This window comes from Streptomyces sp. NPDC089915, assembly GCF_040684675.1.
In the GTDB taxonomy this organism is placed as follows: Bacteria; Actinomycetota; Actinomycetes; order Streptomycetales; family Streptomycetaceae; genus Streptomyces.
In genome coordinates this window covers 1-24,508 of record NZ_JBFBGN010000084.1, presented here as the reverse complement: position 1 = coordinate 24,508, position 24,508 = coordinate 1, and the positions used below count along the sequence as shown (strand labels likewise).

The window sequence follows — 24,508 nt, the reverse complement described above, 5'->3', positions numbered from 1 at the left end:
GGAACGGAGATACTAGGTGCGGGCATCGACGACGCCGCGCTCCCGCGCGATTGGACAGCCCTACCGAGGAGGAACGAGAGCGTGACCTACGTCATCGCGGAGCCTTGTGTCGACGTCAAGGACAAGGCCTGCATCGAAGAGTGCCCCGTCGACTGCATCTACGAGGGCCAGCGGTCCTTGTACATCCACCCGGACGAGTGCGTCGACTGCGGCGCGTGTGAGCCGGTCTGCCCCGTCGAGGCCATCTTCTACGAGGACGACACCCCGGAGGAGTGGAAGGACTACTACAAGGCGAACGTCGAGTTCTTCGACGAGCTCGGCTCGCCCGGTGGTGCCTCCAAGCTCGGCCTGATCGAGCGCGACCACCCCTTCGTCGCCGCGCTGCCCGCCGGCATCAACGGCGAGCACTGACCGTCCCACGGCAGACGCGCCCCTCGGTCCCGTACGGCACTGCTGCCGCGCGGGACCGAGCCGTTTTCCCGCACCCCTCCAGCCCCTGAGCAGAGAGCAGAGCACCGTGGCCGCAGTTTCCGACCGTCTTCCCACGTTCCCCTGGGACAAGCTGGAGCCGTACAAGAAGACGGCGGCGGCCCACGAGGACGGCATCGTCGACCTGTCCGTCGGCACGCCCGTCGACCCGGTGCCGCGGCTCATCCAGGACGCCCTGATCGGCGCCGCCGACTCCCCGGGCTACCCGACCGTGTGGGGAACCCCCGCGCTGCGCGACGCGATCACCGGCTGGCTGCGCGGCCGTCTCGGCGCGAGCGCCGCCGGACACCGCAACGTGCTGCCCGTGGTCGGCTCCAAGGAGCTCGTGGCCTGGCTGCCGACCCAGCTGGGCCTGGGTGCGGGCGACAAGGTGGCCTACCCCCGCCTCGCCTACCCGACGTACGAGGTCGGCGCCCGGCTGTGCGGCGCGGAGGCCGTCGTCTACGACGACCCGACCGAGCTGGACCCGGCCGGCCTGAAGCTGCTGTGGCTCAACTCCCCGTCGAACCCGACCGGAAAGGTCCTCGGTAAGGAGGAGCTGATCCGGATCGTCGCCTGGGCGCGCGAGCACGGGATCCTCGTCTTCAGCGACGAGTGCTACCTGGAACTGGGCTGGGAGGCCGAGCCGGTCTCCGTCCTGCACGACGACGTCTGCGGCGGCTCCTACGAGGGCCTCGTCGCCGTCCACTCGCTCTCCAAGCGCTCCAACCTGGCCGGCTACCGCGCCGCCTTCATCGCCGGCGACGAGGCCGTCCTCGCCGAGCTGCTGGAGATCCGCAAGCACGGCGGCATGATGACCCCCGCCCCCGTCCAGGCCGCCGTCGTCGCCGCCCTCGGCGACGACGCCCACGTGGCCGAGCAGCGTGGCCGCTACGCCGCCCGCCGCGAGGCGCTGCGCACCGCCCTGGAGGGGCACGGCTTCCGGGTCGAGCACAGCGAGGCCAGCCTCTACCTGTGGGTGACCCGCGACGAGCCCTGCTGGGACACCGTGGCCCACCTCGCGTCCCTCGGCATCCTGGTGGCGCCGGGCGACTTCTACGGCGAGGCCGGCGCGAACTTCGTGCGCGTCGCCTTCACCGCCACCGACGAGCGGGTCGAAGCCGCGGTCAAGCGCCTGGGCTGACGGACCCGAACTGACGGGCCCGAACGCCCCGAGGGGCCGGGAGCTGCGCGCTCCCGGCCCCTCGGCGTTCCGCGTGCGGCGGGCTCAGCCGCCCAGCGGCAGGGAGCCCAGCGGCAGCGCCCCGACCGGCAGGTCGTGGCCGACGGGCAGCTGGCCCGCCACGGGCAGGCCGCCCAGCATGTGGCCCGCGTCGCCCGCGACGTTCGCGGCGGGGGCGGCGGCCGGGACGGCCTTGGTGGCGGTGCCCGCGACCTCGGTGGCCGCGCCGGTGGCGGCACCGGTGGCGGCGGAGGCGTCGGCGGTGTCAGGGGCGGCGAGCGTGCCCAGCTGCGGCACGGACTCCAGGCCCGCGGCGCTGGCCGCGCCGGCCGCACCGACCACGGGAGCGGTACCGGCTGCGAGGAGAAGCGCGGCGCGGGCGATCCGGCGGGTCAGGGGGAGGGACATGATGCTCCTAAGCGGTAGCGGCTGCGTACGCCGTGTACAACCGCTCCCGGGGTGCGCCGAGTTGCGGACCGTCCGGGTAAAGGATCAGTAACGCATCGTTTAATCGGCTTCCGTGACAAGCCCATCGGACCGCGCCCACCAGGGGTTCTGCCCGCCGGTACGCCCGGCGCGCGGAAGGGGGCGGCCACCCCTCCCGGGGGACGGCCCGCACGCGCGAACGATCACGTCCCGCCGGCGGGACGCCCGCCGCGCGCACCGGGCCAGGCGGCTCAGCGCGCGTTGCCCGCGACGAAGATCCGGACCTGGCCGGGGACCGCCCGGTACGGGTCGGCGGCGGCCGAAGCGCCCTTCGCGCCGTCACTCGCCCCGCTGCGCCACTCGCCCCGGTTCTGCCCCGCCACCCAGGCGGAACCCTCGTACGCGACCCGGTCGATGCCCAGGTCCCTCGACCGGGCGACCGCCCAGTGCGCCATCGCCCGGCCGCGCCGGGCCTCGGCCGCGCCGCCGCCCTCCTTCAGCCACAGGTCCACCGAGACCTCGGGGGCGTTGCCCGGCTCGGCGGCCGGCTCCGCCGGGGCGCCGGACCCCGCCGAGGGGCTCGCCCCGGGCTTCGGCGTGGCGCCCGCGCCCGCCTTCGCCCCCGCGTGCACCGCGGGGCGGCCGGCGGACAGCGCCTCCCTGCCGAACGCCCGGGCCAGCTCCGTCCGCACCTTCTCCGGGTCGCCCTTGAGGGGCGCCGGCCCCGTACAGGTCAGCACGGCCGGGACGCCGCCCTCGCCGAAGGCGGCCGTCAGCACCGTCGCGTCCGGCTCGTGCTTGGCGTAGGCCTGCGGGAACCCGCTCAGCTGCACCCGCTGCGCGGCCACCGTCAGCGGCAGCCGGGTGTAGCCCTTCACCTCGACGAGCCGGTCGTAGAAGATCCCCGCCGAGTACACCGGGTCCATGATCTGCTCCGGGGTGCCCCAGCCCTGCGAGGGCCGCTGCTGGAACAGCCCCAGCGAATCCCGGTCCCCGTGGTCGAGGTTGCGCAGCCCCGACTCCTGCATCGCCGTCGCCAGCGCGATCGTCACGGCCCGGTCCGGGAGCCCCTTGGAGATCCCGACGGCCGCTATCGTCGCGGCGTTCGACGCCTGCTCGGGGCTCATCTCGTACGTCTGGGAGGCCCCGCCGGAGCCGCCGTCCGAGCCCTTCGCCGTCACCGTGCAGTGCGGGGCGCCGACTCCGCCGTCCGAGTAGTGGTGCACCGCCACGTATCCGATCACCGCGAGCAGGACGGCCAGGCCCACGGCCGCGCGGAGCGGCCCGCGGCGGCGGGGACGGGGACGATCGGTCTCGGACACGCGGCCCACCGTACTTGAGGCCGATAACGCGTCCACCGACCGGACGCTCCCGGTACCCGCCCATCCCGGGGCGTTAGGGTCGCTTCATGTCCGAATCCGAGCTCGACCTCACCCTCGACGCCGCCGGGCTGACCGCCCGCCTCGTCGACATTCCCTCCGAGAGCGGCGACGAGAAGGTGCTCGCCGACCTCGTGGAGGACGCCCTGCGGGGCCTCCCGCACCTCACCGTCGACCGCTACGGCAACAACGTCGTCGCCCGCACCGACCTCGGCCGCGCCGAGCGCGTCGTGCTCGCCGGGCACCTCGACACCGTGCCGATCGCCGGGAACGTGCCGTCCCGGCTGGACGAGAACGACGTCCTGTGGGGCTGCGGCACGACGGACATGAAGTCCGGGATCGCCGTACAGCTGCGGATCGCCGCGACCGTGCCCGAGCCCAACCGCGACCTCACCTTCGTCTTCTACGACCAGGAGGAGGTCGCCGCCGACCTCAACGGCCTCGGCAAGGTCGCCGCCGCCCACCCCGACTGGCTGGCCGGGGACTTCGCCGTCCTGCTGGAGCCCTCCAACGCCGAGGTCGAGGGCGGCTGCCAGGGCACCCTGCGCGTCCTGCTGCACACCCGCGGCGAGCGCGCCCACTCGGCCCGCAGCTGGATGGGGTCCAACGCCATCCACGCCGCGAGCCCCATCCTGGCGAAGCTGGCCGCCTACGAGCCCCGCCGGCCCGTCATCGACGGCCTGGAGTTCCACGAGGGCCTCAACGCCGTCCGCATCGAGGGCGGCGTCGCCAACAACGTCATCCCCGACGCCTGCACGGTCACGGTCAACTTCCGCTACGCCCCCGACCGCAGCGAGGCCGACGCGCTCGCCCACGTGAAGGAGGTCTTCGCCGACTGCGGCGTCGACGCCGTCACGGTCGACGACTCCTCGCCCGGCGCCCTCCCCGGCCTGTCCCACCCGGCGGCCGCCGCGTTCATGGAGGCCGTCGGCGGCCAGGCCATGCCCAAGTTCGGCTGGACGGACGTCTCCCGCTTCAGCGCCCTCGGCGTCCCCGCCGTCAACTACGGTCCGGGCGACGCGCTGCTCGCGCACAAGGTCGACGAGCGGGTCGAGACCAAGGCGATCCTCCACTGCGAGGAGCGACTCCGCGCCTGGCTGACCTCGTAAATTCCCCCTCCCGTCACTTTTGTGCGCCTAACCTGATCCAACGATCAGCAGGAGGGAGCACATCATGGGCAACTCCGAAGGCAACGGGCCCCGGCGCCCCGAGGAGCAGCAGCTCGGACCGGTGCTGCGCAGACGGGGTCAGGTGCAGGCGGGCAGCACGACGGACCAGCGGCTGCTGGACTCGGCCGGCCCCTCCGAGTGGGTGCACACCGATCCCTGGCGGGTCCTGCGCATCCAGTCGGAGTTCATCGAGGGCTTCGGCACGCTCGCCGAGCTGCCGCCCGCGATCAGCGTGTTCGGCTCGGCGCGCACCGCCGTCGGCTCGCCGGAGTACGAGGCGGGCGTGCGGATCGGCAGCGCGCTCGTCGAGGCCGGCTTCGCCGTCATCACCGGCGGCGGCCCGGGCGCGATGGAGGCGGCCAACAAGGGCGCCCGCGACGCGAACGGCATCTCGGTCGGCCTCGGCATCGAGCTCCCCTTCGAACAGGGGCTCAACCAGCACGTCGACCTCGGGCTGAACTTCCGGTACTTCTTCGTCCGCAAGACGATGTTCGTGAAGTACAGCCAGGGGTTCGTGGTGCTGCCCGGCGGGTTCGGCACCCTGGACGAGATGTTCGAGGCGCTGACCCTGGTGCAGACGCAGAAGATCACCCGGTTCCCGATCGTGCTCTTCGGCACCGAGTACTGGGGCGGCCTCGTCGACTGGCTGCGCAACACGGTCATCGCGCAGGGCAAGGCCTCCGAGAAGGACCTCTACCTCTTCCACCTCACCGACGACGTGGACGAGGCGATCGCCCTCGTGACGAAGGAAGTCGGCAAGTAGGGACGGGCGCCCCAGGGCGCGGGGTGGCTCAGGCCAGCCCGCGCCGGGCGACGGCCGGCGGCCGGAGCCCCTGGATCGAGCGGACCATGTCCAGGACCTGCCTGGTCTCCGCGACCTCGTGGACCCGGTAGACCTGGGCGCCGAGCCAGGCCGAGACGGCCGTGGTCGCCAGGGTGCCCAGCAGCCGCTCCTTGACCGGCTTGTCGAGGGTCTCGCCCACGAAGTCCTTGTTGGACAGGGACACCAGTACCGGCCAACCGGTTTCGGTCATCTCCGCCAGGCGGCGGGTGGCTTCCAGTGAGTGCCGGGTGTTCTTCCCGAAGTCGTGGCCCGGATCGATCATGATCGACTCCCGGGGCACGCCCAGGGCCTCGGCCCGCTCCGCGAGCCCGACCGTGACGCGCAGGATGTCCTCCATCACGTCCTCGTACGAGGTCCGGTGCGGCCGGGTGCGCGGCTCGACCCCGCCCGCGTGGGTGCAGACGATGCCCGCGCCGTAGCGCGCCGCGACCTCCGCCAGCTTGGGGTCCACCCCGCCCCAGGCGTCGTTCAGCAGGTCCGCCCCCGCCTCGCAGACGGCCTCGCCGACCTCGTGCCGCCAGGTGTCCACGCTGATCACCACGTCCGGGTGGCGGCGGCGCACCTCCGCCACGAAGCCGACCGTGCGCCGGGCCTCCTCCGCCGCGTCCACGTGCTCGCCCGGGCCCGCCTTGACCCCGCCGATGTCGATGATCGCCGCGCCCTCGGCCACGGCCCGCTCCACCCGGTCCAGGGCGGGCCGGTCGAGGAAGGTGGCGCCCTGGTCGTAGAAGGAGTCAGGGGTCCGGTTCACGATGGCCATGATCACCGGCTCGTGGGTGTCGAACTCGCGCCTGCCCAGTCGCAGCATCCCGCTCTTTCCTCCTTCGGCGACCCTCGCGCCACGTGTGCGACCTTAACCTGGTGGCCGGAGTCTCTCAGGGGAGTTGATCGTGTTCTGGTTCTTGCTGATCGCGCTGGTCGTGGTCGTGGCCGCGGTCACCCTCGCGGTGATCGGCGGAGGCGCGGAGGCCGTCCTGCCCGAGGCCGAGCCCGACCGGGTGGCCGACGCCCTGCCCGAGACCCGTCCGGTCGTACGGGAGGACATCGACGCGCTGCGGCTGCCCATCGCGCCGCGCGGCTACCGGATGGCCGAGGTGGACGACGTGCTGGACCGGCTCTCCGCCGAGCTCGCCGAGCGGGACGCCCGGATCGCGGAGCTGACGGCGGCGCGCACCCCGGCCGACCGGACCGCCGCGCAGGCCCCGGCGGCGGCCCCGGCGCCCGCCGGCCCGGCCGTCGACCTCACCAAGGACGAGCGGTGAGCGGCGGCGGGCTGCTGGCCGGCCCGGACGGCGCCCCGCGCTGCCCCTGGGGGCTGGCGACCGAGGACTACGTCACCTACCACGACACCGAATGGGGCAAGCCGGTCCACGGGGACGACGCCCTGTACGAGCGGCTGTGCCTGGAGGCCTTCCAGTCGGGACTGTCCTGGCTGACGATCCTGCGCAGGCGCGAGGGCTTCCGCGAGGCCTTCAGCGGCTTCAGCATCGCGGCCGTCGCGGAGTTCGGCCCCGCCGACGCCGAGCGGCTCCTCCTGGACGAGGGCATCATCCGCAACCGGGCCAAGATCGAGGCCACCCTGGCCAACGCGAAGGTCCTCGCCGGATGGGAGCCCGGGGAGCTGGACGCGCTGATCTGGTCCCACGCCCCGAAGCGGAAGGGCCGGGCCCCGAGGACCACCGGCGACGTGCCGGCGGTCACCCCGGAGTCCACGGCCCTGGCCAAGGCCCTCAAGAAGGCGGGCATCCGCTTCGTCGGGCCGACCACGGCCTACGCCCTGATGCAGGCGTGCGGCCTGGTCGACGACCACCTCGCGGGCTGCGTCTCCCGCGGGGCGTGAACCTTCGGTGAACCTTCAGCGGCCCAGGTACTCCGGGGGCTGCTTGGCGAGGAAGGCCTGGACGGCGATGGAGTGGTCCTCCGAGGCACCCGCGCGGGTCTGGAGGACGTCCTCGCGCTCCAGGGCGTCCGAGAGCGAGTGGGAGGCCCCGTAGGCCAGGGACTCCTTCAGGGCGGCGTAGGCCACCGTGGGGCCCGCGGCGAGGGTCCGGGCCACCGCCTCGGCCTCCTCGTGCAGGGAGTCCGCCGGCACCAGACGGTTCGCGATCCCCAGCTCGTACGCCTCCTGCGCCTTGACGGAGCGGGGGAACAGCAGCAGGTCGGAGGCCCGGGAGGCGCCGATCAGGCGGGGGAGGGTCCAGGAGACCCCGGAGTCGGCGGTCAGCGCCACACCGGCGAACGAGGTGTTGAAGGACGCGGTGTCGGCGACCACGCGGAAGTCCGCCGCCAGCGCGAAACCGAAGCCCGCCCCGGCCGCGACGCCGTTCACCCCGGCCACCACGGGCTTGGGCATCTCCGTGAGGGCCCGCACGATCGGGTTGTAGTGCTCGGAGACGGTGCTCATCGTGAGCTTCGAGCCGCTCTCGCGGTCCGCCGCCAGGTTCCCGATGTGCTCCTTGAGGTCCTGCCCCACGCAGAACGCCCGGGTGCCGGAGGCCGTCAGCAGGACCGCCCGTACGGCCGGGTCGTCGGCCGCCGCCCGGACCGCGTCCCGCAGGGCGACCTTGGCCTCCGTGTTCATGGCGTTCATCGCGTCGGGCCGATTGATCGTGACCTTCGCGAGTCCGTCGGTCACTTCGTAGAGCACGCTGTCGGCCATGGCGGGGGTCCCCCTTCGTCGCGGGTGTGGCTACCGGCCGGTACCGGCCGGTCCAAGGGTCAGCATGGCGGACCGGACGACCGCCGGGCATGTGATGTGCGTCAAACGAAGGGGAGGCGCTTCCCCGGGAGCGGCGGCGAAGTATCGCAGGCGGATCCCCGAAATGAGTGGTTTTGGCCGAGCGCGTTGCCCAAGCGTTCCCCGCCGATGTTGGTCATCGGGTCCTGACATGCGGGATAATGGCTGGGAAGCAATGTGTTCGATGCCGGGTACTAGGCGCCTGAACGGGGCCGTCGGCTGACGATGAGCTGGTTTCAGGAAGGGGAACGAGCATGGCGGCCATGAAGCCGCGGACGGGCGACGGCCCGCTCGAGGTCACCAAGGAGGGGCGAGGCATCGTCATGCGCGTACCGCTCGAAGGCGGCGGTCGGCTTGTCGTCGAGCTGACGCCGGACGAGGCGGACGCCCTGGGTGACGCCCTGAAGAAGGTCGTCGGCTGACCCTCGACCATTGAAGTCTCCGCACCGCCCCCGCCGCTCCAGCGGCGGGGGCGGTGTTGCTTCTCCCCCGGCCGCGCGGCCCGCCGCCGGCGCTCCCTACCGCCGGACGGCGCAGAGCAGCCCGTCCCCCACGGGGAGCAGCGCCGACTCCAGCGCCGGGCTCTCCCGCACGCTGCGCAGCAGCTCCCGCACCCGCAGCACCTCCACCGGCTGCGCCGCGGAGTCGACCGTACGCCCGTCCGAGAAGACCCCCTCGAAGCACACCAGCCCCCCGGGACGCAGCAGGCGCAACGATTCCGCGAGGTAGTCCAGCGACTCGGTCGGGTCCCCGTCGCAGAACACGAGGTCGTACCCGCCGTCGGCGAGCCGCGGCAGCACGTCCAGGGCCCGGCCCGGGATGAACCGGGCCCGGTTCCCCGCGAAGCCGGCCGCGCGGAACGCCTGCCGGGCGAAGGCCTGCCGGTCGGCCTCGGGATCGACCGTGGTCAGCACCCCGTCCGGGCGCATCCCGTGCAGCAGGTGGATGCCGGAGACCCCGGTCCCGGTGCCGATCTCGGCGACCGCCTTGGCGTCCGCGGTGGCGGCGAGCAGACGCAGCGCGGCCCCGGTGCCGGGGGAGACGGAGCGCAGGCCCGCCTCCCTGGACCGGTCGCGGGCCCATCGCAGGGCGTCGTCCTCGGCGACAAACGCGTCGGCGAACGCCCAGCTCGTCTGCCGGTTGCCGCTAATGACCCTCTCCTGTCCCCATAGTTGGCGCAACGGTGACTGTATCCGCTGACGTCGGGAACCCGCAGATGGGACCGGGCGTTGGGAGGGTGAGAGGCGGGATAGAGGGGACGCCGTCGGGCAGATCGGCGGCGCGGAACCCGAGTCCCGGGCAAAGTTACTGCAAAAATGCTTATCCGGAGCTGACGGGAGGGGTGGTTATGGTAGGGGCTCCACTGGACACCACCAGAGCCGACAGGGGAGGTGCGGCTGCGCCTGTGGATCGTGGAGGCGTACTGAGACGTCTCCTATGGTCGGCGGGTGAGCCGAAATCCGTGACCTACACCGCTGACCGTTTCCACACCGCCCACACCGCGACCACCGCGACCTTTGCCGCCGATGCGGGCTCCCAGGCGTGGACCCCTCCCACCTGGGAGGAGATCGTCAGCACGCACAGCGCGCGGGTCTACCGCCTCGCCTACCGACTGACGGGCAACCAGCACGACGCCGAGGACCTGACGCAGGAGGTCTTCGTCCGCGTCTTCCGCTCGCTGTCCACGTACACGCCCGGCACCTTCGAGGGCTGGCTGCACCGCATCACCACCAACCTGTTCCTGGACATGGTCCGCCGCAAGCAGCGGATCCGCTTCGACGCGCTCGCGGACGACGCCGCCGAGCGGCTGCCGAGCCGTGAGCCCTCCCCCCAGCAGGTGCTCCACGACACCCACTTCGACGCCGACGTGCAGCAGGCGCTGGACACCCTCGCGCCCGAGTTCCGCGCCGCCGTGGTGCTCTGCGACATCGAGGGCCTGTCCTACGAGGAGATCGCCGCCACCCTCGGCGTGAAGCTCGGAACCGTCCGCAGCCGCATCCACCGCGGCCGTTCGCACCTGCGCAAGGCGCTCAAGCACCGCTCGCCCGAGGCCCGCGCGGAGCAGCGCGCCCTGGCGGGTGTGGCGGTGGGCGTCCCGGGCGCCGGGGGAGAGGGCGGAACCGAGTGAGCGGAGTCAGTCCGTCCCCCGCCGAACAGCACCTGGGCGACCGCCTCGCGGCCCTGGTGGACGGGGAGCTGGAGCACGACGCCCGCGAGCGGGTGCTCGCGCATCTGGCCACCTGTGCCCGCTGCAAGGCCGAGGCCGACGCGCAGCGCAGACTGAAGACCCTCTTCGTGGAGAGCGCCCCGCCGCCGCTGTCCGCCGGCCTGCTGGCCCGGCTGCAGGGCCTGCCGGGCGCGGGCCCCGAGGGCCCCGCCGGACCGCCGGCCGGCCCGCGCGGCCCCGGTGCGGCCCGCACCCCCGCCGCTCCCGGCGCCGACCCCTTCGCCACCTTCGGGTACGCCGTGCCCGCCGCCCCGCGCGAGGGCTTCCGCATCCATGAGACGGGGCGTCCCAGACGCCGGCTCGCCTTCGTGGCGGCCGGGGCGGTCTCGCTCGCCGCGATCGCCCTGGGCGGCACGCTGCCGCTGGACGCGATCGAGCCGAACGCCCGGGGCGAGGCGCCCGCCTCCCGGCCCGGTCCGGCGGTACCGCTGACCGACGCCGCCGTCCGCGACCGGCTGCCGATCCCCGACGGGGTCCACAGCCTCAGCCCGTCCGCGCCCCTGCCGACGGCGGCCTCCTCGCCGCCGGTCTCGGCCCAGCCGGCCTCCCTCGCCCGCTGACCGGCCCGGCCCCCGCGCCAGCGCCGGGGGCCGGTACCTGGTTGAATCTGCGGCACACGCGCCGCCCCGCGGTGCGTCAGGCCCGCGGGGGAGTGCGCATGTCCGACAGTCAGAAGAGCGGCCCGGCACCGTCCTGGTGGAGCCGCCCGTCCGACACGCCCCCCACCACTGCGGACCCGTTCCCCGCGCCGGAGCCCGAGTCTGCCCCCGAGCCCGAGTCTGCCCCCGAGCCCGCGTCCGCCCCCGAGCCCGCGTCCGCCCCCGAGCCCGCGTCTGCCCCCGAGCCCGCGTCCGTCGGCGAGGCGGGGCCGGACGACTCCGCGGGGGCCGGCGACGGGCCGCGTTACGACCCCTGGGGTGCCGCTCCGCTCCAGCTGGACGACTCCGCGGGCGCCCCGCGCCGCGGTGGGCCCTCGGCGTGGCGGATGGCGGTGTTCGGGCTGGCGATCGCCCTCCTCGCGGGCGGCGTCGGCGGCTGGGCGGGCGTCCTCGCCGAGCGCCGCACCAGCACCCGCCTGGAGCTCCCGCAGGCCGCCGTGGAGGACAAGGGCCGGGCCCCCGACAGCGTGGCCGGCATCGCCGCCACCGCCCTGCCCGGAGTGGTCACCCTGCACGTCAGCGGCGGCGCCGGCAGCGGCACCGGCACCGGATTCGTCCTGGACGAACAAGGACACATCCTGACGAACAACCACGTCGTCGCCGACGCCAAGGACATAACCGTCACCTTCAGCACGGGCGACAGCGTCACCGCCGAGCTGGTCGGCCGCGACAGCGGCTACGACCTGGCCGTCGTGAAGGTCACCGGCGTCCGGGGCCTGCGCCCGCTGTCCCTCGGGAACTCCGAGAACGTCCGCGTCGGCGACCCCGTCGTGGCCATCGGAGCCCCCTTCGACCTCTCCAACACCGTCACCGCCGGCATCATCAGCGCCACCGGCCGCCCCATCACGGCGGGCGGCGACAAGGCGGGCGGCAGCGACATCAGCTACGTCGACGCCCTCCAGACCGACGCCCCCATCAACCCCGGCAACTCCGGCGGCCCGCTCCTCGACGCCCGCGCCCGCGTCATCGGCATCAACAGCGCGATCCGGGGCGCCGACAAGGGCGACGACGAAGGCGACCGCACCCGCCAGAGCGGCAGCATCGGCCTCGGCTTCGCCATCCCCGTGAACCAGGGCAAGCGCGTCGCGGAGGAGCTCATCCGCACCGGCCACGCCACCCACCCGGTCATCGGCGTCACCTTGGACATGCAGTACACCGGCGACGGAGCGCGGGTCGACACCAAGGGCGAGGACGGCAAGCCCGCCGTGGTCGCGGCCGGCCCCGGCGCCCGCGCCGGGATCCGTCCCGGCGACGTGATCACCAAGGTGGACGGGGTCCGCGTCCACGGCGGCGACGAGCTGATCATCAAGATCCGGGCCCACCGGCCCGGCGACCGCCTCGCCCTGACCGTGCTCCGCGACGGCCGGGAGCAGACCCTGGACATCGTCCTCGGCTCCGCCAGCGGCTCCTGAAACCGGCCGTCCGCCGTGCGAACACGGCACGACGGCCGGGTGAATCCGCCGAAGGGCCCGCACCGGCGTAGGGCCGGGACGGGAACGCCGGGTACCGTTGACCGGGCCGGACGTGGAAAGAGCCGAGGAGCGGCAAGGTGTTCAACGACATAGGCGCACTCGAGCTGGTCACCATCGTGGTGCTCGCCATCCTCATCTTCGGGCCCGACAAGCTCCCGAAGGTGATCCAGGACGTCTCTGGCTTCATCCGCAAGATCCGCGAGTTCTCGGACAGCGCCAAGCAGGACATCCGCTCCGAGCTGGGACCCGACTTCAAGGACTTCGAGTTCGAGGACCTGAACCCGAAGACCTTCATCCGCAAGCAGCTCACCGAGAACGAGGACCTCCAGGAGCTGCGCAGCAGCTTCGACCTCCGCAAGGAGCTGAACGAGGTCACCGACGCGGTCAACAGCCGTGAGAACGGGCAGGCGCCCGCCGCCGCCCCGGAGTCCGCCACGCCCGCCGCCGGCACCGGTCCCGATCTGCTGAAGAAGCCCGCCGCACCGGCCCAGGAGCCGCGTACGCCCTTCGACGCCGACGCCACCTGAGCCGCAGCCTGCCCGTCGATCCCGGACCGGATGGCTATCCTCCATCTGTCCGGACCCAGGACGCCCGAGGGGGGCGGGCCGTTCCGGATCCCACGGAACGAGAGGCCGCCCATGGAGACGACGAGCACGAGCAGTAGCCGCGTGGGCGCACAGCCCGCCGAAGCCCCCGACGCCACGGCCCCGCAGCCCGGCCCGGCCGAGCCGGCGGCGCACCCCGCCCCGGCCGCCGCCGGCGGCCGGAGCGCCGACGCCACCGCGCCCGTCCCGGCGGCCCGCCGCGCCGCCGAGGGCTACCTGAAGGCCGAGTTCCCCTGGTACGGGCTGGACGGGGCCTTCACCGGCCCCCGCTGGCTCATGCAGGTCGGCACGGGCGCCGACGGCACCGTCGAGCACGGCTCGACCGGGCACGGCGACGAGCCCTCCGTCCGCGGCGAGATCGCCACCGGCGAGAAGGAGCGGTTCGCGGTGGTGGTCACCGTCGCCAGCAACCCCCTGCGCCGCAGCGGGGACGGCACCGGGGTCCTGGAGGCCACCTCGGTCTCCTCGGCCGCCTGGCTGGCCGGCTCCGGGCTGCTGGCGTACAGCTGGCCGCCGCAGATGGACCACACCCTGCGCGACGACTGGCTGGACCAGCAGACGGAAGCCGCGTGGGAACTGGCCGACGACCTCGCGGGCGAGGACTGGTCGACCCTGTCCCTCCCGGTCGACGGGGAACCCACGACGTTCCACTACCGGGAGTCCGAGTTCGGCTGGGTGCTGGCCGGGTCCACCGGGAGCGGGGTGCACCTGGGGGCGTACGGGCGGGGGATGAGCGCGTACGGACTGGGCTTCTCCGCCATCCCCGACCTGGGGGCGTACGAGTAGACCCGCGGGGTCCGCGCAGCGCGAAGGGGCACCACCGTCCGGTGGTGCCCCTTCGCCCGTACCCCTAGAACTTGTTGCGCGGCGTGATCCCCAGGGACATGCCCGAGAGGCCGCGGGCGCGCCCGCCCAGCTTGCCCGCGATCGTCCGCAGCGCCGTACCCGCCGGCGAGTCCGGGTCCGCCAGGACGACCGGCTTGCCGTTGTCCCCGCCCTCGCGCAGCCGCACGTCGATCGGGATCTGGCCGAGCACCGGCACCGTCGCGCCGGTGGTCTTCGTCAGGCCGTCCGCGACCATCTGGCCGCCGCCGGTGCCGAAGACGTCCACCATCTCGTCGCAGTGCGGGCAGGGCAGGCCCGACATGTTCTCGACGACGCCCACGATCTTCTGGTGCGTCTGGACGGCGATCGAGCCGGCCCGCTCCGCGACCTCGGCCGCCGCCTGCTGCGGGGTGGTGACGACCAGGATCTCCGCGTTCGGGACCAGCTGCGCCACCGAGATGGCGATGTCGCCCGTACCCGGCGGGAGGTCCAGCAGCAGCACGTCCAGGTCGCCCCAGAACACGTCGGCCAGGAACTGCTGGAGCGCCCGGTGCAGCATCGGGCCGCGCCACACCACCGGGGCGTTGCCCGGGGTGAACATGCCGATGGAGATGACCTTCACGCCGTTCGCCGACGGCGGCATGATCATGTTCTCGACCTGGGTGGGCTTGCCCTCCACACCGAGCATCCGCGGCACGCTGTGGCCGTAGATGTCCGCGTCGACCACGCCGACCTTCAGGCCGTCGGCCGCCATCGCGGCCGCCAGGTTCACCGTGACGGAGGACTTGCCCACGCCGCCCTTGCCGGAGGCGACCGCGTAGACGCGGGTCAGCGAGCCCGGCTTGGCGAAGGGCACCTCGCGCTCGGCGGTGCCGCCGCGCAGGGTGGCCGCGAGCTCCTTGCGCTGCTCGTCGCCCATCACGTCCAGGGTGACGGACACGGAGGTGACCCCCGCGACCTTCGCGACGGCGTCGGTGACGTTCTTGGTGATGGTCTCGCGCATGGGGCAGCCCGACACCGTCAGGTAGACCGTGACGGCGACCGCGCCGCCGTCGCCGATCTCCACCGATTTGACCATGCCGAGTTCGGTGATCGGCCGGTGGATCTCGGGGTCGTTGACCGTCGCCAGCGCGTCCAGGATCGCGTCCTGCTCCGGCACGGCGGCGGAGGGTGTCTCGGTAGCCATGCCCCGATGGTACGGCTCGGTAGCAGGGCTCAGGTAAGCCGATCAGCGGTCGCCTTCGTCACTTTCACCGGGAAACAGCCGCCGCTCGTCCATCTCCTTGATCAGGTCCTGGAACTCCGAGCGGATCCAGTCGCGCGTGGCGACCTCGCCCAGACCCATCCGCAGCGCCGCGATCTCCCGGGTCAGGTACTCGGTGTCCGCGATCGACCGCTCGTTCTGCTTGCGGTCCTGCTCGTGGGTGACCCGGTCCCGGTCGTCCTGCCGGTTCTGCGCGAGCAGGATCAGCGGCGCCGCGTACGAGGCCTGGAGGGACAGCATCAGCGTCAGGAAGATGAAGGGGTACTGGTCGAAGCGCAGATGGTCCGGGGCGAAGATGTTCCACAGCACCCACACCACGATGACCAGGGTCATCCAGACGATGAACCGGCCCGTGCCCAGGAAGCGCGCGACCCGCTCCGACAGCCGCCCGAAGGCCTCCGGGTCGTACTCGGGCAGCAGCTTGCGCCGGTTGTGACGCGGCTGGTCCAGCCGCACCCGCGAACGCGTCAGCGCGCTCGCACCCGAGGGCACGGCGGTGCGCCCCCGCTCGGAGGAACGTTCCGCCGACCGCTCGCCGCGCAGCCGCGCCGCCTCCTCCAGCCGCTCCGAGAGCCCCTCGCGTGCCTGCTCGCGCCGCTCCCGGCGGCGCTCGCGCGCCCCGTCACCGCGTCCGCGTTCAGTGGCCACGTACGGCCTCCTCGGAATGGAAGTCCGTCTCCCGCCAGTCGTCGGGCAGCAGGTGGTCCAGCACGTCGTCGACCGTCACCGCGCCCAGCAGCGAACCGCTCTCGTCGACGACGGGCGCCGCGACCATGTTGTACGCGGCCAGGTAGCTCGTCACCACCGGCAGCGAGGCGTCCGGGGGCAGCGGCGGCAGGTCCGTGTCCACGATCGAGCTGACCAGCGTGAACGGGGGGTCGCGCAGCAGCCGCTGGAAGTGCACCGTCCCCAGGTACTTGCCCGTCGGCGTCTCGTCCGGCGGCCGGCACACGTACACCTGCGCCGCGAGCGCCGGCGACAGGTCCGACTGCCGTACGCGGGCCAGCGCGTCGGCGACCGTCGCGTCGGGCCGCAGCACGATCGGCTCGGTGGTCATCAGACCGCCCGCGGTGTTCTCCTCGTACGACAGCAGACGGCGCACGTCGGCGGCGTCGTCCGGCTGCATCAGCGTCAGCAGCCGCTCCTTGTCGTCCTCGGGCAGCTCGGAGAGCAGGTCGGCCGCGTCGTCCGGGTCCATCGCCTCCAGGACGTCGGCGGCGCGCTCCTCCTTCAGCTTGCCGAGGATCTCCACCTGCTCGTCCTCGGGCAGCTCCTCCAGGACGTCCGCGAGCCGGTCGTCGTCGAGGGCGTTGGCCACCTCCGCGCGCCGCTTCGGCGTCAGGTGGTGCAGCACGTTCGCCACGTCGGCCGGGCGCATCTGCTCGAAGGTGGCGACCAGGTTCTCCGCGCCCTGCCCCTCCTCCTCCAGCGAGAAGCCGGTCACCGCCGACCACTCCACGGTCAGCGTCTCGCCCCGGCGGCGCAGCGCGCCCCCCTTGCCCTTGCGGACGAAGATCCGGTCGATCTCCCAGTCGCGGCGGGCCGGCAGCTGCTGGATGGCCACGTCCAGGACGGTGACCTCCTCGGCGCTGGCCACCAGCGTCACCCGGCGGTCCAGCAGCTCGCCGATGATCAGCCGCTCGGTCGGCCGCTGCTCGAAGCGCCGCATGTTGACCACGCCGGTGGTGATGACCTGACCGGACTCCACGCCCGTGACCCGGGTCATCGGCAGGAAGATCCGGCGCCGGCTGACCACCTCGACCACCAGGCCCAGCAGTCGCGGCGGGCGCCCGCCGACGCGCAGCATCGCGACGAGGTCGCGGACGCGGCCGACCTGGTCGCCGTTGGGGTCGAAGACGGGCACACCCGACAGATGCGAGACGAAGATCCGCGGGGCGCCTGCACCCATCCGAGCGCCTCCTAGAGCGTCGATCACCAGTCGTGCCGTGCCTCAGGCTAGCCCCTGCCGCGGGCAAGCGTCCTGGTGGGGCGGTCCGGCCGGGGGTCCGGCGGGACCGGTTCCGGGTGCGGGTACGCTGCCTGCTGCCCGCTGACCAACGACGAGAGGCACCCGACGTGACCGCCTACCCCTCCGCAGTACGGCTGCGCCGGGCCGCCGTCATCGGCGCCCTGTGCGCGGGCATCGCCGTCACCGGAGCGGGCTGCGGGGAGAAGAAGGACCCCGACAAGGGCACGAACGGGGTCGGCAAGCAGACCCCCGAGAAGATCGAGAGCCAGGCCAAGGCCGCCGCGGGCACCGCGAACTCGGTCCACCTCTCCGGGACCCTGGTCACCGGCGGCAAGACCTACACCCTCGACATGCGCCTCAAGGCGGACGGCGGCTCCGGCGAGGTGAAGTCGCAGGCCGACACCTTCCAGCTGCTGCGGATCGGCGAGCAGCTGTACCTCAAGGCGAGCGCGGCCTTCTGGGGGAAGTCGGACTCGGCCGGAAAGCTCGGCGACAAGTACGTGAAGGTCCCCGAGAGCGACCCCACCTACAAGCAGTTCCGCGGGTTCACCGACATGCACGTGCTGCTCGACGGGCTCCTCGGCCTCCAGGGCAAGCTCACCAAGGGCGGCTACACCACCGTCGGCCACACCCGGGCGGTACCGCTCGCGGCCGACGCGGGCAAGGGCGGCAAGCTGACGGTGTCCCTGGAGGGCACCCCGTACCCGCTGCTGATGGAGCGCGCGGGCGGCGCGGGCCGGGTGGAGCTGTCCGAGTGGGGCAAGGCCTTCCCGCTGGAGCCGCCGGCGCAGGACCAGACCGTGGACTACGGATCCCAGCTGCCGACCACCAAGGACGGCGCGGGCACGGGTACGGGCACCGGAACGGGCGCCGCCTCCCCGGCCCCGTCGAAGGGCTCCGGCACGGGCGGCTCCTCGGGCGGCAGCGGCTCCGGGGGCACGGGCGGCGGCTCCTCCGGTCAGGGCTCGAACCCGACGGGCGGCTGAACCGCCCCCTCCCCTACTTCTTCTTCAGTTCTTCTTCCGCTTCAGCAGCAGCTTCGGCAGTCCCGCCGGGATCGGCCGGCGGGTGACCGCGGGGGAGCCGAGGGGCGCCGCCGCCAGCGAGCCCTCGGGCAGCCGGTCGGCCACCGCCACCGGCTCCAGGCGCAGCAGCCGGCACTCCCGGGCCCAGCGCTCCGTCATCAGCTCCGAGTCGGGCGCGTTCAGCCGCTTGCCCTTGAGCTCGGCCACGGCCGTCTCCCACGGCTCCGTGCGGGGCGCGAGCTCCCGTACCGCCGCGGTCCAGGCCACCAGCCGGCCGCCCTTGTCCTTGCTGCGTACGGTCACCTCGGCGGCCGCGCCGTCGGCGAGCCCCGGGAACGGCTGCTCGCCGGGCCCGTCGCCGAGCACGTGCGCGGCACCGTCCACCCAGGCGTGCCACAGGGCCCGGTCGGCGCCCGCGCCGCGGACCCAGATCAGGCCGGACTTCTTGGAGGCCTCCTCGACGAGGGCCAGGTCGAGTGCGCTGAGAGTCATGCGCACAGCGTAGGGCGTACGCCGCCGCCCGCTACAGCCAGCCGTTGCGCCGCAGCGTCCGGTGGATGGCGAAGCAGCTGCCGACGATCGCGACCATCACCATCGGATAGCCGTAGCGCCAGTGCAGCTCCGGCATGTGGTCGAAGTTCATCCCGTACACCCCGCAGATCATCGTGGGGACGGCGATGATCGCCGCCCAGGAGGTGATCTTGCGCATGTCCTCGTTCTGGGCGACGGAGGCCTGGGCCAGGTTCGCCTGGAGGATCGAGTTCAGCAGCTCGTCGAAGCCGATGACCTGCTCGTGCACCCGGGCCAGGTGGTCGGCGACGTCGCGGAAGTACTTCTGGATGTCCGGGTCCACCAGCCGCATGGGCCGCTCGCTCAGCAGCTCCATCGGCCGCAGCAGCGGGGACACCGCCCGCTTGAACTCCAGCACCTCGCGCTTGAGCTGGTAGATGCGGCCCGCGTCGCCGCCCCGGGCGACGCCCTTGGCGGGGGCGGCGAAGACCGCGCTCTCCACCTCGTCGATGTCGTCCTGCACGGCCGCGGCCACCGCGATGTAGCCGTCCACCACGTGGTCGGCGATCGAGTGCAGCACCGCCGAGGGGCCCCGGGCGAGGAGCTCGGGGTCGTCCTGGAGGCGGTGGCGCAGGGTCCGCAGCGAGCCCTGTCCGCCGTGCCGGACCGTGATCACGAAGTCGGGGCCGGTGAAGCACATCACCTCGCCGGTCTCCACGACCTCGCTGGTCGCGGTCAGTTCGGCGTGCTCCACGTAGTGGATCGTCTTGAAGACGGTGAAGAGGGTCTCGTCGTACCGCTCCAGCTTCGGCCGCTGGTGCGCGTGCACCGCGTCCTCCACGGCGAGGGGGTGCAGTCCGAAGGCGGCCGCGATCCCGGCGAACTCCGCCTCGGTGGGCTCGTGCAGCCCGATCCAGGCGAACCCGCCGTCCTCCCGGACCCGGCGCAGCGCCTCACGGGGCGTCAGGCAGTCGCCCTGTGCCCGCCGGCCGTCGCGGTAGACGGCGCAGTCGACGACCGCACTGCTGGCGGAGGGGTCGCGGGTGGTGTCGTAGCCGGGCTGTACGGGGGTGGACTTGCGCAGCGCCGGACGGACGGCGGCACGGAGGTAGGGCAGCATCGACATGGCAGGCTCCTTCTCACGCACGGCTGCGGACCGTACGGGTGGGAGGCCCTCCGGCGACACGCGGGCAGGTCCGCGCGGACGGAGGGAAACAGGACGGGAGGACAAAGTTCTGCCGTCGCTCTTCTGCTGATCAGAAGATCAAAGGGGGCTGGAGCCGCCCTGGAAAGTGGCCGAAGAGCGATTGGTACTGCACGATCGACTTCGATCCATCGCAGCCCCACCTCCTCCGGCCGGTCCCCCGTGGGGGACGTCCTGTCGCCGGGGCCCTGAATCATGCTTCTGCACGCGGCCCCGACCAGCTGTCAACACTATCAGCCGACGGATGGTCAAACGCCGGTCTTTACCCGGCGGATAGGAGTTCTATGCTCGCTCCATGGCAGAAATTCCGGCCCTCGTCGAAGCCCGGCTCCGCAGCGCGTTCGGCGAACCCGACGCCCGCGCCGCCGTCACCTTCCTGGGCACCGACCGCATCGAGGTCCTCCGCTTCGCCGAGGGCGACCTCGTCCGGTACGCGACCCTCGGCATGTCCGCACACCCCATGACCGATCCCACCGCCGTGGTCGCCGACCCGGTGCGCGGGCCGCGCGCCGAGCTGCTGCTGACCGTACGGGCGGGGCTCGCGCCCACCGACAAGGTCCTGCGGCCGCTCGCGGTGCTGGCGGCCTCCCCGATGGTCGAGGGGCTCGTCGTCGCGCCCGGCGCCTCCCTCGACGTGGGCGAACCCCTGTGGGAGGGGGCGCCGTTCACCTCGGTCCTCGTCGCGGAGCCGGGCGGACTGGTCGAGGACCTCGCCCTGGACGAGCCGATGGACCCGGTCCGCTTCCTCCCCCTCCTCCCCATGACGGCGAACGAGGCCGCCTGGAAGCGGGTGCACGGCGCCGCCGCCCTCCAGGAGCGCTGGCTCGCGCGCGGCACGGATCTGCGGGACCCTCTGCGTACGGCCGTCGCACTGGACTGAGCGCGGTGCCCGCGGGTGCGGGCAGCCATCCGGACGGGTGATCGTGTCTTGACGGGGCGCCGGGCGGGGAGGAGCGTGCTTCTTATGAGGGGCGAACCGAGTTGCCCGAAGTGTGGTGGCCGGGTCCGCGCGCCCGGTCTTTTCTCCGACTCCTGGCAGTGTGCCGTGCACGGCCCCGTCCATCCGCTCCAGCCCGTCATCCCGCCCAGCGTGGAGGGCCTGGGGGTGGTGGCGAACCGGTCGAAGGTGCCGGTGTGGATGCCGTGGCCGCTGCCGGTGGGATGGCTGTTCACCGGGGTCGGCTCCGCCGGTGACGACCGCACCGGCGGCCGGGCCACGGTCGTCGCCTGCACGGGCCCCGGCCCGCTGGGCGGCCTGGGCGAGCTGCTGCTGGTCGCCGAGGAGCTGGGCGTGGGCCTCGGCGCCCGCTTCGCGGGCATCGACGGCCCCGACCCCGGCCCGGGCCTCGACGTCTCGGGCCCACCGCACGCGAAGGTCGTCACCGACGGCCGCCCGACCCCGCTGTGGCACGTGAAGGGGGCCCCGGAGGACCGGGCCGTCTTCGCCGGCGAGGCCCGGGGGCTCTGGCTGTGGGCCATCGTCTGGCCGGAACAGTCGGGGCTCCTCATGTACGACGAACTGGTCCTGGCTGACCTCCGCGACGCGGGCGCGGAGGTGGAACTGGTCCCGTGCGGGGCACTGAGCCCGCGCATCCTGGGGCCGTGAGACCGGGCCCGCCCGCTCCCCCGGCCCCGCCCCCTGTAAGCCCCGCGGCCCCGTTGTGCCCATGGCGCGGGTACCCTGGGGTGTCCCCTTCGTCCGTCTGAACCCTGGAGTCCGGCTGTGCGCATCGATCTGCACGCCCACTCCACGGCTTCCGACGGTACCGACACCCCCGCCGAGCTGGTGCGCAATGCCGCCGCGGCCGGGCTGGACGTGGTCGCGCTGACCGATCACGACACCGTCGGGGGATACGCCGAGGCCGTCGCGGCCGTGCCGCGCGGGCTCACGCTGGTCACCGGGGCCGAGCTGTCCTGCCGGCTCGACGGGGTCGGGCTGCACATGCTGGCCTACCTCTTCGACCCCCGGGAGCCCGAGCTCGCCCGCGAGCGGGAGCTCGTGCGCGACGACCGGACCCCCAGGGCCCAGGCCATGGTCGGCAAGCTCCAGGAGCTCGGTGTCGGCGTGACCTGGGAGCAGGTGGCCCGGATCGCCGGGAACGGCTCCGTCGGGCGCCCGCACATCGCGACCGCCATGGTCGAGCTGGGGGTCGTCCCCACCGTCTCCGACGCGTTCACCGCGGACTGGCTCGCCGACGGCGGCCGCGCGTACGCGGAGAAGCACGAGCTCGACCCCTTCGACGCCGTACGCCTGGTCAAGGCGGCCGGCGGGGTCACCGTCTTCGCGCACCCCGCCGCCGTCAAGCGCGGAGTCTGCGTGCCCGAGGAGGCGATAGCCGCCCTCGCGGCCGCGGGTCTGGACGGGATCGAGGTCGACCACATGGACCACGACACCGACACCCGCGCGCGCCTGCGCGGACTGGCCGGGGACCTCGGTCTGCTGACCACCGGTTCCAGCGACTACCACGGCAGCCGCAAGACCTGCCGTCTCGGGGAGTACACCACCGACCCCGAGATCTACGGCGAGATCACGCGCCGGGCCACAGGGGCCTTCCCCGTCCCGGGCGCCGGCGGAGACGCCCGCGCCTGACGCCGTCGGCCGCCGCCGGTACGGCGGTCGTCCTGCCCACGCGCGCCCTTCATCTCGCCCTTTTTCGTGACACCCCTCTATGCAAGGCATCACTGTGTTCGATTTCGCTGTCTTCGGATCCCTTTTTCTCACGCTTTTTGTGATTATGGACCCGCCGGGCATCACCCCGATCTTCCTCGCGCTGACCTCCGGCCGTCCGGCCAAGGTCCAGCGCCGTATGGCCTGGCAGGCCGTCTGCGTCGCCTTCGGCGTGATCGCCACCTTCGGCATCTGCGGCCAGCAGATCCTGGACTACCTGCACGTCTCCGTCCCGGCGCTGATGATCGCCGGTGGTCTGCTGCTCCTGCTGATCGCGCTCGACCTGCTCACCGGCAAGACGGACGAGCCCAAGCAGACCAAGGACGTCAACGTCGCCCTCGTCCCGCTGGGCATGCCGCTGCTGGCCGGTCCCGGTGCGATCGTCTCCGTCATCCTGGCCGTGCAGAAGGCCGACGGGTTCGGCGGGCAGCTCTCCGTCTGGACGGCCATCGCCGCGATGCACGTGGTGCTGTGGCTGACCATGCGCTACTCGCTGGTGATCATCCGGATCATCAAGGACGGCGGCGTCGTCCTGGTCACCCGCCTCGCCGGCATGATGCTCTCCGCCATCGCCGTTCAGCAGATCATCAACGGCGTGCTGCAGGTCGTCCGCGGCGCCTGACCCGGCCCCGCGCAGGCGAACGCCCCCGTACCGGATCGGTACGGGGGCGTTTCGGGAAGCATCAGGAGGACGCACTCTCGGCCGGTCGGATCAGGATGCGCTGGCCGATGGCGGCCGCCTGCTGCACGATCCGGTTGACGGAGGCCGCGTCCACGACGGTGCTGTCCACGGCGGTTCCGTCGACGTCGTCCAGGCGCAGAATCTCGAAGCGCACGGCTTCTCCCTTCGTCGGTGTTCTCCTTGCACAGGGGTCAACCAGGCGCCCTTCGAAAACATTCCCTACGCTAAGGAAATTTTTTCCTTAGCTAACTACCGCGCGGTCAAGGATCGCCAGAAAGTTGCTAGAGAACCCGCCGTGACCTGCGGGTTCTCGGCGTTGGGGGAGTGTTCGGCGCCTTCGATCACCACGCGGGAAGCGGTCAGGCGGGCGGCCATCTCGTCCATGAGGGGGACCGGCCAGGCGTAGTCGACCTCCCCGGACAGGACCAGCTTCGGCAGCGGCAGCTCCGCCAGCTCCGCCACCCGGTCCGGCTCCGAGACCAGGATCCGGCCGGTGGTGATCAGCTGCTCGGGGACGGTGGCCAGCCAGCGCTCGCGCAGGAACGCGGCCAGCTCGGGGGAGTCGGGGACGGCGTCCGCCGGGTCCTGGGCCCGCATCGCCTCCCAGACGGCCGGCATGTCCTCGCGCAGCGCCTCCAGCGCCGCGACCAGGAGCTTCGTCCGGGCCTGCTGCTCCTCCGTGATCGCGGCGGGGCCGCTGCTCATCAGGGTGAGGGAGGCGAAGGGGGAGGGGTCGCGCAGGACGGCGGCGCGGGAGATCAGGCCGCCGAGGGAGTGGCCCACCAGGTGCAGCGGACCGGCGGCCGCCAGTGCCCCGGCCTGGGCGAGGAGGTCCAGGGCCAGCTCGTGGAGTTCGTACGCGGACTCCTCGCGCGGGCCGGGGCTCTCGTACTGCCCGCGCCCGTCGACGGCGACCACCCGGAACCCGGCGGCGGCCAGGGGCTCCAGCAGGGCGATGAAGTCCTCCTTGCTGCCCGTGAACCCGGGCACCAGCAGGGCGGTGCCGTGCACGGGCTCGCCCGCCTCGTGGACGGCGAAGGCGCCGCGCGGGGTGTCCAGGCGGTACGCGCGGGCGGCGGGGGGCAGGGTGAGGCGCGGCGGCTTGCTCATGGCCCGAGGTTACCGGCCCGTAGGCCGAGTCCGGCCCCGGGTACGACGACGGCCCCGGCCCCGGGTACGACGACGGCCCCGG

Annotated in this window: 28 protein-coding genes and 1 pseudogene; 17 read left to right on the top strand and 12 right to left on the bottom strand. The window is 73.0% G+C overall.

Annotated elements, in window-relative coordinates:
• Positions 1-81 precede the first annotated feature (81 nt).
• On the top strand, positions 82-411 hold the full coding sequence (fdxA, locus tag AB0O29_RS23425; protein WP_030011906.1) for a ferredoxin: 330 nt from the start codon (positions 82-84) through the stop codon (positions 409-411).
• Positions 412-517: 106 nt separating this feature from the next.
• The gene (dapC, locus tag AB0O29_RS23420) at positions 518-1,612 is read left to right on the top strand and encodes a succinyldiaminopimelate transaminase (RefSeq protein WP_365154299.1); all 1,095 of its coding nucleotides are present in this window, start codon (positions 518-520) and stop codon (positions 1,610-1,612) included.
• Positions 1,613-1,696: 84 nt separating this feature from the next.
• On the opposite strand, the gene AB0O29_RS23415 is transcribed toward dapC, so the two are convergent.
• Positions 1,697-2,059, bottom strand: a complete 363-nt coding sequence (locus AB0O29_RS23415) for an ATP-binding protein (protein ID WP_365154297.1) — start codon at positions 2,057-2,059, stop codon at positions 1,697-1,699.
• A 269-nt stretch (positions 2,060-2,328) separates the two neighbouring features.
• On the bottom strand, positions 2,329-3,408 hold the full coding sequence (locus AB0O29_RS23410; protein WP_365154320.1) for a hypothetical protein: 1,080 nt from the start codon (positions 3,406-3,408) through the stop codon (positions 2,329-2,331).
• A gap of 77 nt (positions 3,409-3,485) precedes the next feature.
• Between AB0O29_RS23410 and dapE the strand changes: the two genes are divergently transcribed.
• Both dapE and AB0O29_RS23400 read left to right on the top strand, forming a co-directional pair.
• Positions 3,486-4,565 carry a succinyl-diaminopimelate desuccinylase gene (gene dapE, locus AB0O29_RS23405; protein ID WP_365154295.1) on the top strand — a complete coding sequence of 360 codons (1,080 nt, stop codon included), beginning with the start codon at positions 3,486-3,488 and terminating at the stop codon, positions 4,563-4,565.
• Between the two features lie 64 nt (positions 4,566-4,629).
• On the top strand, positions 4,630-5,388 hold the full coding sequence (locus tag AB0O29_RS23400; protein ID WP_365154293.1) for a TIGR00730 family Rossman fold protein: 759 nt from the start codon (positions 4,630-4,632) through the stop codon (positions 5,386-5,388).
• A gap of 28 nt (positions 5,389-5,416) precedes the next feature.
• On the opposite strand, the gene folP is transcribed toward AB0O29_RS23400, so the two are convergent.
• A complete protein-coding gene (folP, locus tag AB0O29_RS23395) occupies positions 5,417-6,277 on the bottom strand; it encodes a dihydropteroate synthase (RefSeq protein ID WP_365154291.1) in 861 nt (286 codons plus the stop codon).
• 76 nt (positions 6,278-6,353) lie between these two features.
• On the opposite strand from folP, the gene AB0O29_RS23390 reads away from it, so the two are divergent.
• Positions 6,354-6,731 (top strand): DivIVA domain-containing protein, encoded by a 378-nt coding sequence (locus AB0O29_RS23390; protein ID WP_365154289.1) that lies wholly within the window; start codon positions 6,354-6,356, stop codon positions 6,729-6,731.
• Positions 6,728-7,309: a DNA-3-methyladenine glycosylase I gene (locus AB0O29_RS23385; RefSeq protein WP_365154288.1), complete on the top strand. Its 582-nt coding sequence runs from the start codon at positions 6,728-6,730 to the stop codon at positions 7,307-7,309. Before AB0O29_RS23390 ends, AB0O29_RS23385 begins: the two co-directional genes overlap by 4 nt.
• 15 nt (positions 7,310-7,324) lie before the next feature.
• On the opposite strand, the gene AB0O29_RS23380 is transcribed toward AB0O29_RS23385, so the two are convergent.
• The gene (locus tag AB0O29_RS23380) at positions 7,325-8,128 is read right to left on the bottom strand and encodes an enoyl-CoA hydratase-related protein (protein ID WP_365154286.1); all 804 of its coding nucleotides are present in this window, start codon (positions 8,126-8,128) and stop codon (positions 7,325-7,327) included.
• 332 nt (positions 8,129-8,460) lie between these two features.
• On the opposite strand from AB0O29_RS23380, the gene AB0O29_RS23375 reads away from it, so the two are divergent.
• Entirely contained in the window at positions 8,461-8,628 is a 168-nt protein-coding gene (locus AB0O29_RS23375; RefSeq protein ID WP_003966491.1) for a DUF3117 domain-containing protein, read from the top strand.
• Between the two features lie 96 nt (positions 8,629-8,724).
• Here the strand turns inward: AB0O29_RS23375 and AB0O29_RS23370 are convergent, their stop codons facing one another.
• A complete protein-coding gene (locus tag AB0O29_RS23370) occupies positions 8,725-9,387 on the bottom strand; it encodes a class I SAM-dependent methyltransferase (RefSeq protein ID WP_365154285.1) in 663 nt (220 codons plus the stop codon).
• Between the two features lie 167 nt (positions 9,388-9,554).
• Between AB0O29_RS23370 and sigE the strand changes: the two genes are divergently transcribed.
• The 5 genes and pseudogenes from sigE (at position 9,555) to AB0O29_RS23345 (ending at position 13,955) form a co-directional block, all read left to right on the top strand.
• Positions 9,555-10,334: an RNA polymerase sigma factor SigE gene (sigE, locus tag AB0O29_RS23365; RefSeq protein WP_344164573.1), complete on the top strand. Its 780-nt coding sequence runs from the start codon at positions 9,555-9,557 to the stop codon at positions 10,332-10,334.
• A pseudogene (locus tag AB0O29_RS23360) lies at positions 10,331-10,804 on the top strand (zf-HC2 domain-containing protein); the annotation flags it as partial. The gene sigE and the pseudogene AB0O29_RS23360, both read left to right, overlap by 4 nt.
• 230 nt (positions 10,805-11,034) lie before the next feature.
• Entirely contained in the window at positions 11,035-12,504 is a 1,470-nt protein-coding gene (locus tag AB0O29_RS23355) for a trypsin-like peptidase domain-containing protein (protein WP_365154283.1), read from the top strand.
• Positions 12,505-12,641: 137 nt separating this feature from the next.
• On the top strand, positions 12,642-13,091 hold the full coding sequence (locus AB0O29_RS23350; protein ID WP_365154281.1) for a sec-independent translocase: 450 nt from the start codon (positions 12,642-12,644) through the stop codon (positions 13,089-13,091).
• Between the two features lie 111 nt (positions 13,092-13,202).
• The gene (locus tag AB0O29_RS23345; protein WP_365154280.1) at positions 13,203-13,955 is read left to right on the top strand and encodes a hypothetical protein; all 753 of its coding nucleotides are present in this window, start codon (positions 13,203-13,205) and stop codon (positions 13,953-13,955) included.
• Positions 13,956-14,019: 64 nt separating this feature from the next.
• On the opposite strand, the gene AB0O29_RS23340 is transcribed toward AB0O29_RS23345, so the two are convergent.
• From AB0O29_RS23340 to AB0O29_RS23330, 3 genes are all read right to left on the bottom strand, one after another.
• Positions 14,020-15,153 (bottom strand): Mrp/NBP35 family ATP-binding protein, encoded by a 1,134-nt coding sequence (locus tag AB0O29_RS23340; protein WP_365154318.1) that lies wholly within the window; start codon positions 15,151-15,153, stop codon positions 14,020-14,022.
• 69 nt (positions 15,154-15,222) lie between these two features.
• A complete protein-coding gene (locus AB0O29_RS23335; RefSeq protein ID WP_365154316.1) occupies positions 15,223-15,750 on the bottom strand; it encodes a DUF1003 domain-containing protein in 528 nt (175 codons plus the stop codon).
• Between the two features lie 145 nt (positions 15,751-15,895).
• Positions 15,896-17,167, bottom strand: a complete 1,272-nt coding sequence (locus tag AB0O29_RS23330; RefSeq protein ID WP_365154278.1) for a CBS domain-containing protein — start codon at positions 17,165-17,167, stop codon at positions 15,896-15,898.
• 167 nt (positions 17,168-17,334) lie between these two features.
• Between AB0O29_RS23330 and AB0O29_RS23325 the strand changes: the two genes are divergently transcribed.
• Positions 17,335-18,213 (top strand): hypothetical protein, encoded by an 879-nt coding sequence (locus tag AB0O29_RS23325; RefSeq protein WP_365154276.1) that lies wholly within the window; start codon positions 17,335-17,337, stop codon positions 18,211-18,213.
• A 24-nt stretch (positions 18,214-18,237) separates the two neighbouring features.
• Here the strand turns inward: AB0O29_RS23325 and AB0O29_RS23320 are convergent, their stop codons facing one another.
• The gene (locus AB0O29_RS23320) at positions 18,238-18,744 is read right to left on the bottom strand and encodes a hypothetical protein (RefSeq protein WP_365154275.1); all 507 of its coding nucleotides are present in this window, start codon (positions 18,742-18,744) and stop codon (positions 18,238-18,240) included.
• 31 nt (positions 18,745-18,775) lie between these two features.
• Positions 18,776-19,888 carry a magnesium and cobalt transport protein CorA gene (locus AB0O29_RS23315; protein ID WP_365154273.1) on the bottom strand — a complete coding sequence of 371 codons (1,113 nt, stop codon included), beginning with the start codon at positions 19,886-19,888 and terminating at the stop codon, positions 18,776-18,778.
• 373 nt (positions 19,889-20,261) lie between these two features.
• Here AB0O29_RS23315 and AB0O29_RS23310 point away from each other — a divergent pair, with 373 nt between their 5' ends.
• From AB0O29_RS23310 to AB0O29_RS23295, 4 genes are all read left to right on the top strand, one after another.
• The gene (locus AB0O29_RS23310) at positions 20,262-20,846 is read left to right on the top strand and encodes a suppressor of fused domain protein (protein ID WP_365154271.1); all 585 of its coding nucleotides are present in this window, start codon (positions 20,262-20,264) and stop codon (positions 20,844-20,846) included.
• 84 nt (positions 20,847-20,930) lie between these two features.
• A complete protein-coding gene (locus tag AB0O29_RS23305) occupies positions 20,931-21,572 on the top strand; it encodes a DUF6758 family protein (RefSeq protein ID WP_365154270.1) in 642 nt (213 codons plus the stop codon).
• 117 nt (positions 21,573-21,689) lie between these two features.
• Entirely contained in the window at positions 21,690-22,556 is an 867-nt protein-coding gene (locus AB0O29_RS23300) for a PHP domain-containing protein (RefSeq protein ID WP_365154269.1), read from the top strand.
• 94 nt (positions 22,557-22,650) lie between these two features.
• The gene (locus AB0O29_RS23295) at positions 22,651-23,256 is read left to right on the top strand and encodes a MarC family protein (protein ID WP_358894301.1); all 606 of its coding nucleotides are present in this window, start codon (positions 22,651-22,653) and stop codon (positions 23,254-23,256) included.
• 61 nt (positions 23,257-23,317) lie between these two features.
• Here the strand turns inward: AB0O29_RS23295 and AB0O29_RS23290 are convergent, their stop codons facing one another.
• Positions 23,318-23,470: a hypothetical protein gene (locus tag AB0O29_RS23290; protein WP_007266367.1), complete on the bottom strand. Its 153-nt coding sequence runs from the start codon at positions 23,468-23,470 to the stop codon at positions 23,318-23,320.
• A 95-nt stretch (positions 23,471-23,565) separates the two neighbouring features.
• Positions 23,566-24,426 carry an alpha/beta fold hydrolase gene (locus AB0O29_RS23285; RefSeq protein WP_365154268.1) on the bottom strand — a complete coding sequence of 287 codons (861 nt, stop codon included), beginning with the start codon at positions 24,424-24,426 and terminating at the stop codon, positions 23,566-23,568.
• Between the last annotated feature and the right edge of the window lie 82 nt (positions 24,427-24,508).

Excerpts from the sequence above, each read along its gene's own strand:
- AB0O29_RS23320 (WP_365154275.1), bottom strand. The coding sequence starts at position 18,744 with ATGACTCTCAGCGCACTCGACCTGGCCCTCGTCGAGGAGGCCTCCAAG.
- AB0O29_RS23285 (WP_365154268.1), bottom strand. The coding sequence starts at position 24,426 with ATGAGCAAGCCGCCGCGCCTCACCCTGCCCCCCGCCGCCCGCGCGTAC.
- AB0O29_RS23345 (WP_365154280.1), top strand. The coding sequence starts at position 13,203 with ATGGAGACGACGAGCACGAGCAGTAGCCGCGTGGGCGCACAGCCCGCC.
- AB0O29_RS23380 (WP_365154286.1), bottom strand. The coding sequence starts at position 8,128 with ATGGCCGACAGCGTGCTCTACGAAGTGACCGACGGACTCGCGAAGGTC.
- AB0O29_RS23400 (WP_365154293.1), top strand. The coding sequence starts at position 4,630 with ATGGGCAACTCCGAAGGCAACGGGCCCCGGCGCCCCGAGGAGCAGCAG.
- AB0O29_RS23375 (WP_003966491.1), top strand. The coding sequence starts at position 8,461 with ATGGCGGCCATGAAGCCGCGGACGGGCGACGGCCCGCTCGAGGTCACC.
- AB0O29_RS23415 (WP_365154297.1), bottom strand. The coding sequence starts at position 2,059 with ATGTCCCTCCCCCTGACCCGCCGGATCGCCCGCGCCGCGCTTCTCCTC.
- AB0O29_RS23330 (WP_365154278.1), bottom strand. The coding sequence starts at position 17,167 with ATGGGTGCAGGCGCCCCGCGGATCTTCGTCTCGCATCTGTCGGGTGTG.
- AB0O29_RS23305 (WP_365154270.1), top strand. The coding sequence starts at position 20,931 with ATGAGGGGCGAACCGAGTTGCCCGAAGTGTGGTGGCCGGGTCCGCGCG.
- AB0O29_RS23310 (WP_365154271.1), top strand. The coding sequence starts at position 20,262 with ATGGCAGAAATTCCGGCCCTCGTCGAAGCCCGGCTCCGCAGCGCGTTC.
- dapE (WP_365154295.1), top strand. The coding sequence starts at position 3,486 with ATGTCCGAATCCGAGCTCGACCTCACCCTCGACGCCGCCGGGCTGACC.
- sigE (WP_344164573.1), top strand. The coding sequence starts at position 9,555 with ATGGTAGGGGCTCCACTGGACACCACCAGAGCCGACAGGGGAGGTGCG.
- AB0O29_RS23315 (WP_365154273.1), bottom strand. The coding sequence starts at position 19,888 with ATGTCGATGCTGCCCTACCTCCGTGCCGCCGTCCGTCCGGCGCTGCGC.
- folP (WP_365154291.1), bottom strand. The coding sequence starts at position 6,277 with ATGCTGCGACTGGGCAGGCGCGAGTTCGACACCCACGAGCCGGTGATC.